The 15213-nt window shown below is 68.5% G+C and carries 12 protein-coding genes; 8 read left to right on the forward strand and 4 right to left on the reverse strand.

Translation table 11 applies throughout. The features are described from left to right. The first annotated feature begins 57 nt into the window (after positions 1-57). The 5 genes from P3W85_RS11485 to P3W85_RS11505 are packed head-to-tail and all read left to right on the forward strand — an operon-like array spanning position 58 to position 5366. Entirely contained in the window at positions 58-1053 is a 996-nt protein-coding gene (locus P3W85_RS11485) for an ABC transporter substrate-binding protein (RefSeq protein WP_276264882.1), read from the forward strand. 48 nt (positions 1054-1101) lie between these two features. Beyond that, on the forward strand, positions 1102-2139 hold the full coding sequence (locus tag P3W85_RS11490; RefSeq protein ID WP_276264883.1) for an aromatic ring-hydroxylating oxygenase subunit alpha: 1038 nt from the start codon (positions 1102-1104) through the stop codon (positions 2137-2139). 28 nt (positions 2140-2167) lie between these two features. Next, positions 2168-3088 (forward strand): ABC transporter ATP-binding protein, encoded by a 921-nt coding sequence (locus tag P3W85_RS11495; protein WP_276264884.1) that lies wholly within the window; start codon positions 2168-2170, stop codon positions 3086-3088. A 50-nt stretch (positions 3089-3138) separates the two neighbouring features. After that, positions 3139-3933: an ABC transporter permease gene (locus P3W85_RS11500; RefSeq protein WP_017224549.1), complete on the forward strand. Its 795-nt coding sequence runs from the start codon at positions 3139-3141 to the stop codon at positions 3931-3933. Beyond that, positions 3930-5366: an amidohydrolase family protein gene (locus P3W85_RS11505; protein ID WP_276264885.1), complete on the forward strand. Its 1437-nt coding sequence runs from the start codon at positions 3930-3932 to the stop codon at positions 5364-5366. The genes P3W85_RS11500 and P3W85_RS11505 overlap by 4 nt, the downstream gene beginning before the upstream one ends. Before the next feature lie 81 nt (positions 5367-5447). Here the strand turns inward: P3W85_RS11505 and P3W85_RS11510 are convergent, their stop codons facing one another. After that, complete coding sequence (locus P3W85_RS11510) at positions 5448-6653, reverse strand: citrate synthase family protein (protein ID WP_276264886.1); 1206 nt, start codon at positions 6651-6653, stop codon at positions 5448-5450. A gap of 140 nt (positions 6654-6793) precedes the next feature. On the opposite strand from P3W85_RS11510, the gene P3W85_RS11515 reads away from it, so the two are divergent. Further along, complete coding sequence (locus P3W85_RS11515) at positions 6794-8215, forward strand: CoA transferase (protein WP_276264887.1); 1422 nt, start codon at positions 6794-6796, stop codon at positions 8213-8215. 32 nt (positions 8216-8247) lie between these two features. On the opposite strand, the gene P3W85_RS11520 is transcribed toward P3W85_RS11515, so the two are convergent. Next, entirely contained in the window at positions 8248-8889 is a 642-nt protein-coding gene (locus P3W85_RS11520) for a LysE family translocator (RefSeq protein ID WP_276264888.1), read from the reverse strand. Positions 8890-9005: 116 nt separating this feature from the next. After that, the gene (locus P3W85_RS11525; RefSeq protein ID WP_276264889.1) at positions 9006-10001 is read right to left on the reverse strand and encodes a Bug family tripartite tricarboxylate transporter substrate binding protein; all 996 of its coding nucleotides are present in this window, start codon (positions 9999-10001) and stop codon (positions 9006-9008) included. Between the two features lie 352 nt (positions 10002-10353). Between P3W85_RS11525 and P3W85_RS11530 the strand changes: the two genes are divergently transcribed. Both P3W85_RS11530 and P3W85_RS11535 read left to right on the forward strand, forming a co-directional pair. After that, complete coding sequence (locus P3W85_RS11530; RefSeq protein ID WP_017226702.1) at positions 10354-11643, forward strand: MASE1 domain-containing protein; 1290 nt, start codon at positions 10354-10356, stop codon at positions 11641-11643. Continuing rightward, entirely contained in the window at positions 11640-12869 is a 1230-nt protein-coding gene (locus P3W85_RS11535; protein ID WP_017226703.1) for an alpha/beta fold hydrolase, read from the forward strand. Before P3W85_RS11530 ends, P3W85_RS11535 begins: the two co-directional genes overlap by 4 nt. Here P3W85_RS11535 and P3W85_RS11540 read toward each other — a convergent pair. After that, a complete protein-coding gene (locus P3W85_RS11540; protein ID WP_276264890.1) occupies positions 12866-15202 on the reverse strand; it encodes a patatin-like phospholipase family protein in 2337 nt (778 codons plus the stop codon). The genes P3W85_RS11535 and P3W85_RS11540 overlap by 4 nt on opposite strands. Positions 15203-15213 lie beyond the last annotated feature (11 nt).

Consider the following 15213-nt stretch of genomic DNA (forward strand, 5'->3'; position numbering starts at 1 on the left):
CCGCCTGTTGCAGCACCCATCCGGATTTCCCCCGCAAACATCCGCACAGGAGCCCCCATGATGACGCCTTCCCTATTGCGCCGCCTGCTGATCGCCGGCGCTTGCGCCGCACTCGCGCTCACGGCGGTTCCCGCCACCGCGCTGGCCGCCGACAAGGTGACCTTCCTCACCTCGTGGTATGCCCAGGCCGAACATGGCGGCTTCTACCAGGCGGTGGCCAAGGGCATCTACAAGAAGTACGGCCTCGATGTCACCGTCCACATGGGTGGCCCGCAGGTCAATGGCATGCAGATCCTCACCAGCGGGCAGGCCGATTTCCTGATGGGCTATGACCTGCAGGTGCTCAAGAGCGTTGAGCAGGGTGTGCCGGTCACCACCGTGGCCACCTCCTTCCAGACCGACCTGCAAGGCATGATGACCCATGAGGACGTCAAGAGCCTGGCCGACCTGAAGAGCCGCACGGTGCTGGTCTCCACCTCCGGCCGCACCACGTGGTGGCCGTGGCTCAAGGGCAAATACAAGCTCGACGAAGCCCGGTCGCGCGTCTACACCTTCAACCTGCAGCCCTTCTTCGCCGACCCGCAATCGGCCCAGCAGGCTTACGCCTCCTCCGAGGTGTTCGCCGCGAACAAGGCCGGCGCCAAGACGCGCTTCTTCCTGTTCGCCGACGACGGCTACCCGCCCTATGGCACCACCATCGTCACCATGCAGAAAACGGTCAAGGAAAAACCGGACGTCGTCGCCCGCTTCGTCAAGGCAACGATGGAAGGCTGGAAGAGCTACCTGGCCGACCCGGCTCCCGCCAATGCGCTGATCAAGCAGGAGAACCCCAATATGAAGGACGACCAACTCGCCTGGGGCGTGGAAAAACTCAAGGAATACAACATGGTCGGCGGCGGCGATGCGGCCCGCTACGGCATCGGCGTGATGACGGATGCGCGCTGGCAGAAGACCCGCGACTTCATGGTGGGTGCTGGCCTGCTAAAGGCCGATACCGACTGGAAACAGGCCTATACCACGCAATTCGTGAAGGACCTGAAGGTCATGCCCTGACGTTGCGCAAGCCGCCCGACAAAGATCACCCCCATACAAGGATTTGACATGCTGGTTACCCAACAACCCGTGCTGCGCCGCTTCTGGTATGCACTGATGCCAGTCTCGATGCTCGACGGCGGCCCCAAGCCGTTCACCCTGCTGGGCGAAAACCTGGTGCTGTGGAAGGGCGCCGACGGCAAGCCCGCGGCACTGCAGGACCGTTGCTGCCACCGCACCGCCCGCCTCTCCAAGGGGTGGGTCAACGAACGCGGCGATATTGTCTGTGGCTACCACGGCTGGGAATACGACTGCTCCGGCAGTTGCGTGCGGATTCCACAGGCGCCGGACAACGCCATTCCCTCCAGCGCCAAGGTGCAGGCCTATCGCGTGCAGGAAAAATATGGCTACGTGTGGGTGGCGCTGGACGATCCGCTACAACCTGTTCCCGACTTCCCCGAGGACGGTGATCCCGCGTACCGCCGCATCTTCCAGTTCTACGAGAAGTGGAATACCAGCTCGCTGCGCGTGATGGAAAACGCCTTCGACAACTCGCACTTCAGCTTCGTGCACCGCGCCAACTTCGGCCTGGCAGAGCAGCCCACGCCGGAGAAATACGCGCTGCAGCAGCGCGAGTGGGGCTTCGAGGCCGAGACCCTGGTGCCGATCCGCAATATCGAAGCGGGCCACCGCGTCACCGGCACCACCGAGCCGATCACGCACCGCCATCTGTTCAACCGCTGGGACCTGCCGTTCACGCGCCGCTTCGGCTGCACCTATCCGGCCAGCGGACGCCATCACATCATCTACAACTGCGCTACGCCGATCGACGACCAGAGCGTGATGCTGTCGCAATGGCTGTATCGCAACGACGGCGAGGAAGACTGCTCGACCCAGGAACTGATCGACTGGGACGCACCCATCGTTGCGGAGGACCGCGACATCCTGGAAGCCACCGACTACGACGCCTGCGTCGACACGCGCCGCCGTGTCGAATTCCATATGGAATCCGACAAGCCCGGCCTGCTGATGCGCAAGATGCTGATGGAACTGTTCACCCGGCATGGCGAGAAGGAAGCCTTCCGCATTCCCGTGGTACGCGGCTGAACCGGACAGACCAGATACGGAGACCGCCATGAGCGCCTTCTTTCGCAGTGCCATGCAAACCCCGGCCGCATCCCCGGGCCCAGGCACCGGCAACGGTGTATCCGACGCCGGCGGCGAACCCGCGCCTGCCGGCCGCGGCGCCCGTGGCGCCGACGCGCCCCTGCTGTTCGCCAACCAGGTCGAGAAGACCTATCCCAACGGCACCGTGGCGCTGGAGCGCGTCAAGCTGGCGATCCAGCCCGGCGAGTTCGTTTCGCTGCTGGGCCCGTCGGGCTGCGGCAAGAGCACCCTGCTCAAGCTGTTTGCCGGCCTGGAAACACCCTCGGCGGGACATTTGCGCTGGTGGGGCAACCCGGCCCTGCCCATCGCCACCGACGCCGCCGGGCGCACGCTGGCGATGGTGTTCCAGGAAGCCACCCTGATGCCGTGGGCACGCGTGGCCGACAACGTGCGGCTACCGCTGGACCTGGCCCGCATGCCGCGCGCAGAGGCCGGCGAGCGCGTGCAGCGCGCGCTGGCGCTGGTGGGACTGGGCCGCTTTGGCTCGGTCTATCCGCGTGAATTGTCCGGCGGCATGCAGATGCGTGTGTCGATCGCGCGGGCGCTGGTCACCAACCCGGACCTGCTGCTGATGGACGAGCCCTTCGGTGCGCTCGACGAGTTCACCCGCAACAGGCTCGACGCCGACCTGCGCGCGCTGTGGGCCGAGCGCGGCCTCACCGTGGTGTTCGTCACCCACAGCATCTACGAAGCGGTCTACCTCTCGAGCCGGGTGGTGGTGATGGCGGCGCGGCCGGGCCGCGTGATTGCCGACGTGGCAATCGAAGGGCCGGAGCTTCGCGACGAAGCCTTCCGCGTCTCGCCTGCCTTCACGCAGTACTGCGCGCAGCTTTCGGCGCTGCTGACGCAGGCCAATACCGGCGCCGGTCCCGGCCAGAACGCGCACTGAGCACGCCGGCAGCACCGGACCCGCAACCATCAAGCAAACCAGGAGCCCCCATGCATCCCCCGCTACTGTCACGCCCCGCCGTACAGCGCGTGGCCGCCCCGCTTGCCGTCGGCGTGCTGCTGTTGCTGGCCTGGCAGGTGATCTGCACCGCGCTCGCCGTACCCGCCTACCTGGTGCCCGCACCCACCGCCGTCGGCCATGCGCTGGTGGAGGACTGGCGCCTGCTGGCCGGCTCCCTATGGGTCACGCTGCGCATCACGCTGCTGGCCTTCGCGCTGGCGGTGGTGGCCGGCACCGCCGCGGCGTTCGTGTTCGTGCAAAGCCGCGTGATCGAGGCCAGCCTGTTTCCCTATGCGATCCTGCTGCAGGTGACGCCGGTGGTGGCCATTGCGCCGCTGATCATCATCTGGGTCAAGGAGCCGACCCTGGCGCTGGTGATCTGCGCGACCATGGTGGCTGTATTCCCGATCATCTCCAACACCGTACTCGGCCTGCGCAGCGTCAACCCCGGCCTGCTCAACCTGTTCCGCATCAACCGCGCCAGCCGCTGGGATACCCTGCGCCGCCTGCGCATCCCGAGCGCGCTGCCGTATTTCTTCGGCGGCCTGCGCATCTCCTGCGGCCTCGCGCTGATCGGCGCAGTGGTGGCGGAATTCGTGGCCGGCACCGGTGGCACCGGTGCCGGCCTGGCTTACCAGATCCTGCAGGCCGGCTTCGCCCTCAATATCCCGCGCCTGTTCGCCGCGCTGTTCCTGATCACGCTGACGGGCGTCCTGCTGTTCGGCGCGATGGCGGTAGTCTCGCGGCTGGCGCTGTCCCACTGGCACGAAAGCGAGCTGGCATGACGACGAACTCCATCCTGATCCGCAATGCCACCGCGATCCTGACCGGCCTTGCCGGTACCGGCGAGCGCCATCCGGGGCCCGACCTGCGCGTTGCCGGCAGTGTCATCGAGGCCATCGGCCAGCTCGGCCCGCGCCCGGGCGAGCCAGTCATCGACGCCACCGATTGCGTGGTCTACCCGGCCTGGGTCAATACGCATCACCACCTGTTCCAGTCGCTGCTCAAGGGCGATCCCGCGGGGCTGGACCTGTCGCTCACCCCCTGGCTCGGCGCCACGCCCTACCGCTTCCGCGCCGCCTTCGACGAGACCACCTTCCGGCTGGCCGTCCGCATCGGCCTGGTGGAACTGGTGCGCAGCGGCTGCGGCACGGTGGCCGACCACAACTATCTCTACTATCCCGGCATGCCCTACGACAGTTCGGCCATCCTGTTCGAGGAGGCCGAGGCGCTCGGGCTGCGCTTCGTGCTGTGCCGCGGCGGCGCCACCCGCACCCGCCAGCTGGAGAGCAACCTGCCGCAGGCGCTGCGGCCGGAATCGCTCGACCGGTTCCTGGCCGATTGCGAACGGCTCGCCGCGCGCTACCACCAGTGCGCGCCGGACGCCATGCGCCGCGTGGCGATGGCGCCCACCACGCCGCTGTACTCGATGCCGCCCGAGGCGCTGCGCACCTGCGCGCGCACCGCGCGGCGCCTTGGCATCCGGCTGCACAGCCATTTGTCGGAAACGGTGGAATACCAGAACGCCGCGCGGGAGATGCACCGGGCCACGCCGGTGGCCTTCTGCGGCGAGCATGAATGGCTTGGCCCGGATGTCTGGTTCGCCCACCTGGTGAAGCTCGGCGCGGACGAGATCCGCCAGCTCGGTGCCAGCGGCACGGGTATTGCCCATTGTCCGCAAAGCAATGGGCGGCTGGGCAGCGGCATTGCCGACATCCCGGCACTCGAAGCGGCCGGGGTGCCGGTCTCGCTCGGCGTGGATGGTGCTGCCTCGAACGAAGCGGCCGACATGATATCCGAGGCACATGCGGCCTGGCTGCTGCAGCGGGCGCGGCGCGGGCACGAGGCGCGGCCACGTGCCGAAGGCGGGAGCTTCGAAGGCGGGGCCGATGCGGCGCGGGTCGAGGACGTGGTGCGCTGGGGCACGGCCGGGGGCGCCGCCGTGCTCGGACTGGATGCCATCGGCACGCTGCAACCGGGCAAGGCCGCCGACCTCGCCATCTACCGCCTCGACGACCCGCGCTGCTTCGGCCTGCACGATCCGGCCATCGCACCGGTGGCAAGCGGCGGAAGGCCGTCGCTGCGCGCATTGCTGGTGGGCGGACGCGTGGTCGCCGAGCACGATGCGATTCCGGGCCTGGACCTCGCAGGGCTGGGCGCCGCCGCGCGGGAGGCTGTGCGGCACTTGCAACAGCGCGCAGCACGACTGGCTGCTTAGTGCCCTCGATGCAGGAGGACGGCGGCACCAGCCGGCCCCGCGTGGCATGGCCGGGGACTGGCGTCGATCGGGCCGCCCGGGTTACGCGCCGCCGAAGCTGCGGCCGGCCTCGGGCCGCGGCCCGATATAGGCCGCGCGCGGCCGGATCAGCTCCGCGTCGGCGCGCTGCTCGATGCCATGCGCGATCCAGCCGATGGTGCGGCCAAGGGCAAACAGACCGAAGGCAGCGCCAGGCGGGAGCCGCAGATGCCGGCGCAGGGCAACCAGCGCGAAGTCGACCGACGGCCGCTGCCCGATCAGGGCGAACGCTTCGTCGATGATCTCCTGCCATTGGGGATGATGCGGAAGAATCCGCGCCAGCAAGGCGGCGGCGCGGACATCGCCGGCGGGATAGAGGTGATGTCCGAAGCCAGGCAGGTCTTCCCCCCTGGCGAGCCGCTCGCGCAGCCTCGGCCCCGGCGGCGCGTCGCCCAGTTCGTCCCACAGCGCCTCGCCCCGCGCGGTGGTGCCGCCGTGCCGCCCGCCGGTCAACGCGGACAGGCCCGCCACCACCGCGGCGCGCAGGCTGGCGCCGGTGGAGGCCACGCAGCGCGCCGTGAAGCTCGAGGCGTTGAGCTCATGGTCGGCGCACAGGACGAGCGCCATGCGGATCAGGTCCGCGCCCTCGTCGTCCACCTGCCAGGCGCTGGCGCACTGCCGATGAACGGGCTCGCTGGCGGGCGCCGTGCCAAGCAGGCAGGCTGCCATCAGGCGCACCAGCACGCCGCAGCCCTCGGCCAGCCGCGCCGGCGATCTCTGCCACTGCGCAGTGGCGGCGTCGTCGCTGGCGATGGTGAACAAGGGCAACAGCGCCTCTTCGGCGCGGCGCCCGGCATAGGCCGCCTGCATGGCCGCAAGGTATGCGGGCGCCGCGGGCGCGCCAGCGCCGAACGCCGCCTGCTGCGGGCATTGCCACAGCAGTGCGGCCAGCGCCTCCACCGTATCGGAGGCGGCCAGCGCGACGGCATTGTCGCCGCGGTAATACAGCTGCCCATCCTCGATCAGCGTAATGCCCGATTCCAGCACCGGCAAACCCCAGCTCAGTGTGGCCTTGGCGACTTCGCGCGGCTTGCGCCCGCGCGTGCGCTGGCCGGCCAGGCGCTCCACGTCGTCCGCGAGATAGCGGCTTTCACGGGGCGTTTCGCCATCGTGCGCATGCAGCAGGCCACGGCTGACATAGGCATAGAGCGTCGGGCGGGAAACACCGAGCCGGGCGGCGGCTTGCGCGGAGGTCAGGTAGCGGGACATGGCGGTGGCACGACAGGAGAAGGAGGGGAACACGCTAGCGCGAAATATCGCACATTAAGTTGATTAAGATAATCAATATTGACTATTAAAACAAGCCGTCTATGCTGCAAAGCACCTAAACGACCTGACCACATCCCGCCATGCCGAATTCCGAAGACACCCTGCTGGTCGCCAAGCCGGCCGCGAACGACCCGTCCACCGCCGCAGGCTTCGCGCGCGAGATCTGGCGTAGCGTGAACGGGCACCCCGGCTCGCTCGAACGCCTGGCATTCACGGGCTCGGGCAACCTGCCGTCGGTCTTTCCCGTCACCGACCTGGCCACCGCCGCCGTCGGCGCCGCCGGCCTTGCCATGGCAGACCTGATCCACGCCGCGTCGGGACAGGCACCGCTGGTCGAGGCGGACCGCCGCCTCGCATCGCTATGGTTCGGCATCTCCCTGCGGCCGCAGGGCTGGGAGCTGCCGGCGCAATGGGACGCCGTTGCCGGCGACTACCAGGCGGCGGACGGCTGGATCCGGCTGCATACGAATGCGCCGCATCATCGCGAGGCGGCGCTCAGGGTGCTCGGCGTGCCGGCCGACAAGGCGGCTGTCGCGCGCGCGGTATCCGGATGGCAAGCGGGCGCGCTGGAGGCCGCCATCGTCGAAAACGGCGGGTGCGCCGCGGCCATGCGTTCCGTGGCGGCATGGGCGACGCATCCGCAAGGGATGGCCGTCAACAGCGAGCCGCTGCTGCACTGGACGACCTGCGATGCCGCACCCCGGCCGGACTGGGCCATCGTCCGGGAGCGCCCCTTGCGCGGCATCCGCGTGCTGGACCTGACGCGCATCCTGGCGGGCCCGGTTGCCACGCGTTTCCTGGCCGGCTTCGGCGCCCATGTACTGCGCATCGACCCGCCCGGCTGGGAAGAACCCGGCACCGTGCCGGACGTCGTGCTTGGCAAGCGTTGCGCCCGGCTCGACCTGAAGAGCGCGGCGGACCGGCAGGCACTGGAGCGCCTGCTGGGCCAGGCCGACGTGCTGGTGCACGGCTACCGGCCCGAGGCGCTGGCGCGCCTTGGCCTGGACCCGCGGCGGCGCCGGGAGATCAATCCGGGACTGGTGGATGTATCGCTCGATGCCTATGGATGGAGCGGACCGTGGAAGGGACGGCGCGGCTTCGACAGCCTGGTCCAGATGAGCACCGGCATTGCCGAGGCGGGCATGCGCATCAGGGGGCTGGACCGTCCCGGGCCGCTGCCCGTGCAGGCAATCGACCACGCTACCGGCTACCTGATGGCGACCGCCGTCGTGCGGGGACTGGCGCAGCGCCTGGCGACGGGCGCCGGCTGCGAGGTGCGGGCATCGCTGGCGCGTACGGCGCACCTGCTGGCCGGCGCCGGCAGCGCCCGGGAAGAATTGCCGCCGCTGGCAGCCAACGCGCCCGCCGACCTAGCGGATGCCATCGAGGCAACCGCATGGGGCCCGGCGCGGCGCGTCAGGGCGCCGGCCGTGGTGCAGGGCGCGCCGATGCACTGGGAGCGTCCGGCGGGCAGGCTGGGCACGTCGCCGGCGCAATGGTAGCGGCGCAGGCCGCCTGACCGGAGGGCGGCCGCTCAGGCCGCCTTGCTGCGCAGCCGGAGCATGCCCAGGCCAAGCGCCACGAAAGCACCGCCCGAGACCCGGTTGAACAGACGCACCCGGCTGGCATCCGAGAAGCCGCGCTTCATGCCGCGCGCAAGCAGCACATAGAAGGTGTGCGACAGCAGGGTGCAGACGGAGAAGGTGGCGGTCAGCACCAGGAACTGCTCGAGCATCGGTGCGTTGCGCGTCAGGAACTGCGGGAAGAGCGCCGAGAAGAACAGGATGCTCTTCGGATTTGTCACCGACACGATCACGCCGTGCCCGAACAGCCGCAACGACGCGCGTACCCCCCTGGGCTGGCCGGGACGGACCACATCAGCGAACGCATTCGCGCCGCTGCGCCACTGCCGGATGCCGAGATAGATCAGGTAGGCCGCGCCCAGCACCTTGAGTGCGATAAAGGCCGCCGCGGAAGTGCTCAGGACCACGCCAAGGCCGGCCATGGCAACAGCCGACACCAGGAACACCCCGGCGGCATTGCCAAGCGAGCCGAGCATGGCACGGGCGGGCCCCACCGACACGGAATTGGAAACCGCCAGCAGGACCGCCGGACCAGGGGTGAAAGCCATGAACAGCGCGACGCCGCAAAAAACAAGCCAGTTGGACAGGTTCATTTCCCCTCCCAGGAATCATCCCAGATTGTAGATTGGAATTCGGATGACCGTGGGCCTCCTCCTGGCGGGCCGTCCTGCCCACGTCGCTTGAGGTGCGGCAGGTCAATACCTGCCGTCTAGTCGATCTTGGCGCCGGCAGCCTTGATGGTCTGCCCCCAGCGCTTCTGCTCGGCGGCGATGGTCTGGCCGAACGCTTCCGGCCCCTGCCACGCTGCCTCGGCGCCCTGCTGCGCAAGCTTGGCGCGCGTATCGGCGTCGGCCAGCACCGTCTGCAGCGCGCCCGACAATCTGGCCACCACGTCCTTGGGCGTACCCGCCGGCGCCAGCATGCCGTAGAAGCCAACCACCTCGAAGTTCTTCAGGCCGGCCTCTTCCATGGTCGGCACCTCGGGCAAGGCAGGCGAGCGCTGCCTGGAGGTGACCGCCAGCGCGCGCACCTTGCCGGCCTTGATGTACTGCGTGAACAGCGGAATCGAGTCGGCCATCATCTGCGCCTGGCCGCCCATCACGTCGGTCAGCGCCGGGGCGCTGCCCTTGTAGGGGATGTGGACGATAAAGGTGCCGGAAGCCTGCTTGAACATTTCCGGCATCAGGTGCGAGATGCCGCCGTTGCCGCCGGAGGCGAAATTAAGCTTGCCGGGGTTGGCGCGCGCGTAAGCAATGAATTCCTTGAGGTTGCGTGCCGGCACATTGTTATTGACCACCATCACCAGCGGGGTCAGCGCGGTCCGGGCCACCGGCGCGAAATCCCGGGGCATCGCGTAGGGCAGCTTGGGATACAGTGAACCATTGATGGCCATCTGGCCGGTATTGGCCAGCAGCAGCGTGTAGCCGTCCGGGGCCGCCTTGGCGACAGCGTCGGAGCCGATATTGCCGGCGGCGCCAGCCTTGTAGTCCAGCACCACCGACTGGCCCAGGATAGGCTGCAGCTTTTCGGCCAGAATGCGCGCATGGGTATCCACCGGTCCGCCAGGGGGGAAACCCACCACCAGCCGGATCGGCTTCTCCGGCCATGCGGCAGCGGCGGGGGCTGCCGCACCCAGGGCCAGGGGCAGGGCCGCGCATGCCAGCAGCACGGGCAGGAATTGCCTGTTTAATACGGACTTCGCCATCGCGTCATTTCTCCTCGTTTATATTTCGGCCTGGGTTCGGCCCGGCTCCACGCCTGCCTCGCCCCTGAATGGCGCGGCCCGCGCCGGAACCAGCAAGCCATCGGCCTGACCGGATACCCGCAATTGTGACGATTTTATTACATAACGCCATGCGACAATGCCCGGCGCGAACCGATGAGGCCCCTGCCCGCCCGCAGCGGCAAGTCAGCCGCGCGCCCGCCTCGCGCGTTCAAGGAGCGGCGGGCCGCTGTGCGCTGAGCGGCACCGCCGCACGCGTCAGCCGCGGGCACGCCACCGCCAAGCCAGCCGGGGGCCTGAACCTGCGCCAGGGCCTCAGCCAAGGAAAGCCAACGTGAAACCAACCAACCGAGCCCTCGTCCTGCTGTCGTGGGCGGCACTGTATTTCTGCACAGGCTTCGTCTCGCACAAGCTCAACGGCCCGTTCTCGGCTACCGGTTATATCTGGCTGCCGGCCGGTGTGACCGTGGCCGCCTTCATGCTGACGCCGCTGCCCCGCTGGCTGCCGGTGGGCCTGGCCTTTTTTGCCGCGCAGATGCTGCTGGGCTGGTTCGAGGGTCGCGATACCTTGCGGCTGATGCTGTTCTCGCTCGACGAAATCGGCTTCGCCGCGGTGGCGGTGGCGCTGGTCAGGCGCACGCACTTCTCGCTGGAGGGGCTGGCCTTTGTGCGTGGGCTGCTGATCGCAGGAGTGGTCAGCAGCGCGGCCAGCGCCGCGGTGGGCGCCGGCTGGTTCACCATCATGCAGGATGTGCCGTTCTGGCGCACCGCGCGCGTGTGGGCCGCCTCCGACCTGGTGGGCGTGCTGATCGTCCTGCCGGTGCTGGCGGGCTGGTCGCGCTTCCGCGCCATGCGTTCCGGCGGCATGAGCCGTGGCGATTTCCTGTTCGGCCTGGCCGCCTTCGCCGCGCTGGTACTGACGACCTTCTTTATCTTCGATAGCCGGGCCCTGGCGCCGTTGCCGCGAGGCCTGATCTTCGCGCTGACCTACATTCCGCTGTTCTTCGCCGCGCTGGTGACGCTGCTGTGGGGCGGCCGGGGCGGCTCGGTAGCGGTGGCGATCCTCGCCCTGTTCGTGCTGGTCAACACCGGCCAGGGCGATGGCCCGTTCGCCGAGAGCGCTGCCCAGCATGGCCGTTCCCTGCTCGAGGCCCAGCTCTACCTTGCCGTGGCGGCCTTGCTGACGCTGCTGATCAGCACCCTGCGGACCAGCCGCGAGCAGTTGCACGAGCAGTCGGCCAAGCGCCAGAACGATATCAAGCTGGCGCTGGCGGCCAGCGGCCAGCTGGTCTATTGCCTGGATCCGCATAGCGGCACGCTGCGCTGGAGCGGCGACGTGGAGCGCGCGCTGGGCCTGCGCGAAGCGGCATTCGCCAGCCTGGACAACGTGCTGGCCCATGTCCACCCCGACGACCGCGCGCAGGTGCGCGACCGCTGGCTACGCGAGTGCGACGGCGAGAACCGCACCGATCTGCTCTTTCGCCTGATGCTGCCGGCCGGCGACTGCACCATGGTGCTCGATATGAGCGGCCCCTTGCTGGATGGCGACGAATCCGTGGCGGTCATTGCGGGCGCGTGGCGCCTGCAAGCCGCGGCGGCGGTCGAGGAGCGGGACGCAGCATGACGGCTTCCAGGAGCGGCGGCACCGGTGCCCTGCTCATCCACGGCCTGGGCGGCACGCAGTTCGACCTCGGCCCGATGCACAAGGCCCTGCGGCGCGCCGGGGTGGAAACCCACGCGGTAACGCTGCCGGGACATGCCGGCACCCCGGAGGACCTGATCCCCGTGCGCGCCGAGCAATGGCTGGAAACCGTCACGCAGGCCTACGACGAACTGGCCGGCCAGTACGAGACCTTCCACGTGCTTGGCATGTGCATGGGCGCACTGCTGGCGCTGGCGCTGGCCGAGCGCCGCCAGCACCGCAAGGGCCGGCTGATCGCACTGGCTGCGCCGGTATATATCGACGGTTGGTCCACCCCCTGGTACCGCGCGCTGCGGCACGTGGTCTATCACATCCCCACCCTGCCTGCGCGCATGCGGGTGGATGAGGACGAGCCCTACGGCATCAAGAACGACCTGGTGCGCGCCATCGTCAAGGCAAAGTTCGAGCGCGGCGATAACTTCCACTACCGCTGGGTGCCCCTGGCCTGCATCCGCCAGGTGGACCGCCTGCGCAGCTGGGTGCTGCGCGGCGCTCACCGCATCGCCTGCCCCACGCTGGTGGTGCACGCGCGGGAGGACGAGCTGACCAGCCTGCGCTCGGCGGATTTCCTGGAGGCCACCGTGTCCGACGTGCGCAAGGTGGTGGTGGAAAACAGCTACCACATGATCTGCGTGGATAACGATCGCGAACAGGTGGTCGCCAGCGTGCTGGAATTCCTTGGCTTCGATCCCGCACGCGCTCGCCGCCGCGCGCGCGCCACCGTCGAGGTGCCGATGAGCGCGGAAGCCGTCGCCACGGTGGTGAACGAATACCTGCAGGCGCTCACCGGCGGCCAGTTCGAAGCGCTGTTCCCGCTGCTGGAGCCCAATGTGCAATGGCGCCACAATGGCGAGCATCCACTGGCCGGCACCTACGACGACCGGGATGCCGTCATCGGCATGTTCGCCAAACTGGAGGCGCTGGCCGGCAAGACGGTGCGTATCGCCGCCACCGCGCCCCCACGCATCGAAGGCACCACCGCCAGCATTGACCTGGCGGCCTCCTCGGTCATCGACGGCCAGGTCCGTCAAGGCCAGGGCACGCAAACCCTGCAGCTGCGCAATGGCCGTATCGCCTCTGTGACCTTCCGGCCCGCCGGCGATGCCGTTGCCGCTGCCGAGCCGGTGCCGGCGGCACCCGCCGCCTAGAACACGCGGCCCAACTGCAGATACAGGTTCCACACTCCATTCGGCGCCGCGGCAAAACCGAAGTAAAGCGGGCCGATCGCGCTGTTGCCGCCGATGAACAGGCTGGCACTGGACTTGAAGGGGCCGTTGCCGAAGTTCTTGCGCCGCAGCCAGACATCGCCGCCCTCCAGGCTGGCCCCCACCACGGTGCTGCGGAAACCCGGCAGGATGAACTCGCGCAGATCGTTCAGGTAGGTCAGCCGGCCATACAGCAGGAAGTTGCCGGAAAACTGGTCCTGCGCATAGGCGGACAGATGCTGGAAGCCGCCCAGCGTGAAGCCAAGGCCGCCGCTGCTGCTGTTGTCGCTGCGGTGATCGCCATAGGTGGCCGCGGCCTCCGCGGCCAGGTTGAGGGTGTGGCGGCCGTAGCTGGTGGCCCACAGCGCCTTGGCATGGGCATCGTTGAACCGGTTGTCGGTGCCACCGAACGCCAGCTCGTTGGTCGCCAGCAGGTAATAGCCGGTGCGCGGGAAAAGCGGATCGTCGAGCTGGTCGATGGTGAGCTGGGCACGCGCCACCGGCTGACGCACGCGTGCCCGGGGGAACAGCTTGCCGGTGCCGAACGGCAGGTTATAGGCCGCCGCGTAGTTGACCTGCTGGTAATTCACGCCCGCCCGGAATTCGCCCAGCCGGCCAAGCGGCACGCCCAGGTCCAGGCCCGCGACCGCGGTTTCGATCTGGTAGGCGGTCAGCGGCTCGGTATTGCGGTTGGGCGCGATATCGGAATAGAGGTCGACGCGCTTGCGCCCGTACTCCGCATACGGCGCGACATAGAAACCGAGCCGGTCGAACACCGGCTGGCGCAATTCGGTATGCCACTTGGCCTGGCTGCTGCCCAGCACGATGTCATTGCGCCATTCCAGCCCGCCGGGGGTCAGCCACGGATAGCGATGGCCCAGTTGCAGGTTGAAGCTGCCCTGCCCGTTGAAGGTGTTGGACACGCCGAAACCGAAGAGCAGGAATTGCGGGCCCCATGATTTCTGCTGCGCCTCCACCTTCAGCACGTTGCGGCCATTTTCGGTGAGCAGTTCCTGGGTCACGCTCTCGAAGTCGCCCGAGGTGGAGAGCTGCGCCATCTCGCGATTCAGTGTGATCGCGTCATAGGTGTCGCCCTCGTTCACGCCCAGGTACTTGCGCACGAAGCTGGCGGGGATCTTGCCGTGGGACTGGATCTCGATGGCATCGATGCGCACCGGCCCGGCCACCGCCTGCGCCGGCTTGCGCGCCGCCAGGTAGGCCTGCCAGGCGCCGGCCGGCAGCGCCAGCGACGCCAGCCGGGGCTCGGCTGCCAGCATGGCGTTCCAGCCGCCCTGGATGCCGTCGTTGGCGCGCGAGAAGTCGGTGAAGGACAGGTCGCCCAACTGCGGCTCGATCAGCACGTCGCCCGGGCCCAGCCGCTGCTTCTGCGCGGTCACGTTCTGGTTCATCAGGATGGTCACCATCTGCTGCGTCACCGCCGCCGGCGAGTCCAGACTGGCGGGGTCGTCCAGCGGCGAGGCGATATTGACGGCGATGATCACGTCGGCGCCCATATCGCGCGCCAGTTGCACCGGCAGGTTGCTGACCAGCCCGCCGTCGACCAGCGTGCGCCCGTCCACCTTGATCGGCGCGAACAGGCCCGGCACGGCCACGCTGGCACGGATGGCGCGCGGCAGCGAGCCATGGTCGAGGATCACGGGCTGGCCAGTGCCCAGGTCCGTAGCGATGGTGCGGAAAGGGATGGGCAGCCGGTTGAAATCAGTGTCGGCCGGCAGTTGCGCGGTCCAGTTCTGCAGCAGCGCCAGCAGGCGGTTGCCCTGCACCAGGCCGGTGGGCAGCTTGATCTGGCCGTCGCCATAGCCGACCGAAATGCCGATCGGGTATTGCAGGTCGTCCTCGCGCTGCGCCTGCGGCAGCTCGGCGCGTTCGTTGCGGTCGAACGCGATATCGCTCAGGTTGATGTGGGACAGGCGCGCCTCCAGTTCGCTGGCCGACAGGCCGCTGGCGTACAGGCCGCCTACCACCGCGCCCATGCTGGTGGCGGCGATGCAGTCGATCGGCACATGCATTTTCTCGAGCGCCCGGATAACGCCGATATGGGCATAGCCGCGCGCGCCGCCGCCGGAGAGCACCAGGCACACACGCGGGTGCTTGCCGTGCGCCGGGGCGACGGCGGGATTGTCCGCGGCCGTGGACGCAGCCAGCGCAGCCTGCGGAGCCAGGGCAAGCGATGCGGCGAGCAGCAGCGCCGACAATGGGTAACCGTGTGCCAGCGACCACAGGTGGCGGGCAACGCACGAAAAGTAGCGAGGCATGGGCGAAACGG

Source organism: Cupriavidus basilensis (genome assembly GCF_029335485.1).
Classification (GTDB): domain Bacteria; phylum Pseudomonadota; class Gammaproteobacteria; order Burkholderiales; family Burkholderiaceae; genus Cupriavidus; species Cupriavidus basilensis_E.

Bases quoted from the DNA above. Each gene is read 5' to 3' on its own strand.
- P3W85_RS11490 (WP_276264883.1), top strand. From the start codon at position 1,102: ATGCTGGTTACCCAACAACCCGTGCTGCGCCGCTTCTGGTATGCACTG.
- P3W85_RS11500 (WP_017224549.1), top strand. From the start codon at position 3,139: ATGCATCCCCCGCTACTGTCACGCCCCGCCGTACAGCGCGTGGCCGCC.
- P3W85_RS11510 (WP_276264886.1), bottom strand. From the start codon at position 6,653: ATGTCCCGCTACCTGACCTCCGCGCAAGCCGCCGCCCGGCTCGGTGTT.
- P3W85_RS11535 (WP_017226703.1), top strand. From the start codon at position 11,640: ATGACGGCTTCCAGGAGCGGCGGCACCGGTGCCCTGCTCATCCACGGC.
- P3W85_RS11495 (WP_276264884.1), top strand. From the start codon at position 2,168: ATGAGCGCCTTCTTTCGCAGTGCCATGCAAACCCCGGCCGCATCCCCG.
- P3W85_RS11525 (WP_276264889.1), bottom strand. From the start codon at position 10,001: ATGGCGAAGTCCGTATTAAACAGGCAATTCCTGCCCGTGCTGCTGGCA.
- P3W85_RS11520 (WP_276264888.1), bottom strand. From the start codon at position 8,889: ATGAACCTGTCCAACTGGCTTGTTTTTTGCGGCGTCGCGCTGTTCATG.
- P3W85_RS11485 (WP_276264882.1), top strand. From the start codon at position 58: ATGATGACGCCTTCCCTATTGCGCCGCCTGCTGATCGCCGGCGCTTGC.
- P3W85_RS11505 (WP_276264885.1), top strand. From the start codon at position 3,930: ATGACGACGAACTCCATCCTGATCCGCAATGCCACCGCGATCCTGACC.
- P3W85_RS11515 (WP_276264887.1), top strand. From the start codon at position 6,794: ATGCCGAATTCCGAAGACACCCTGCTGGTCGCCAAGCCGGCCGCGAAC.
- P3W85_RS11540 (WP_276264890.1), bottom strand. From the start codon at position 15,202: ATGCCTCGCTACTTTTCGTGCGTTGCCCGCCACCTGTGGTCGCTGGCA.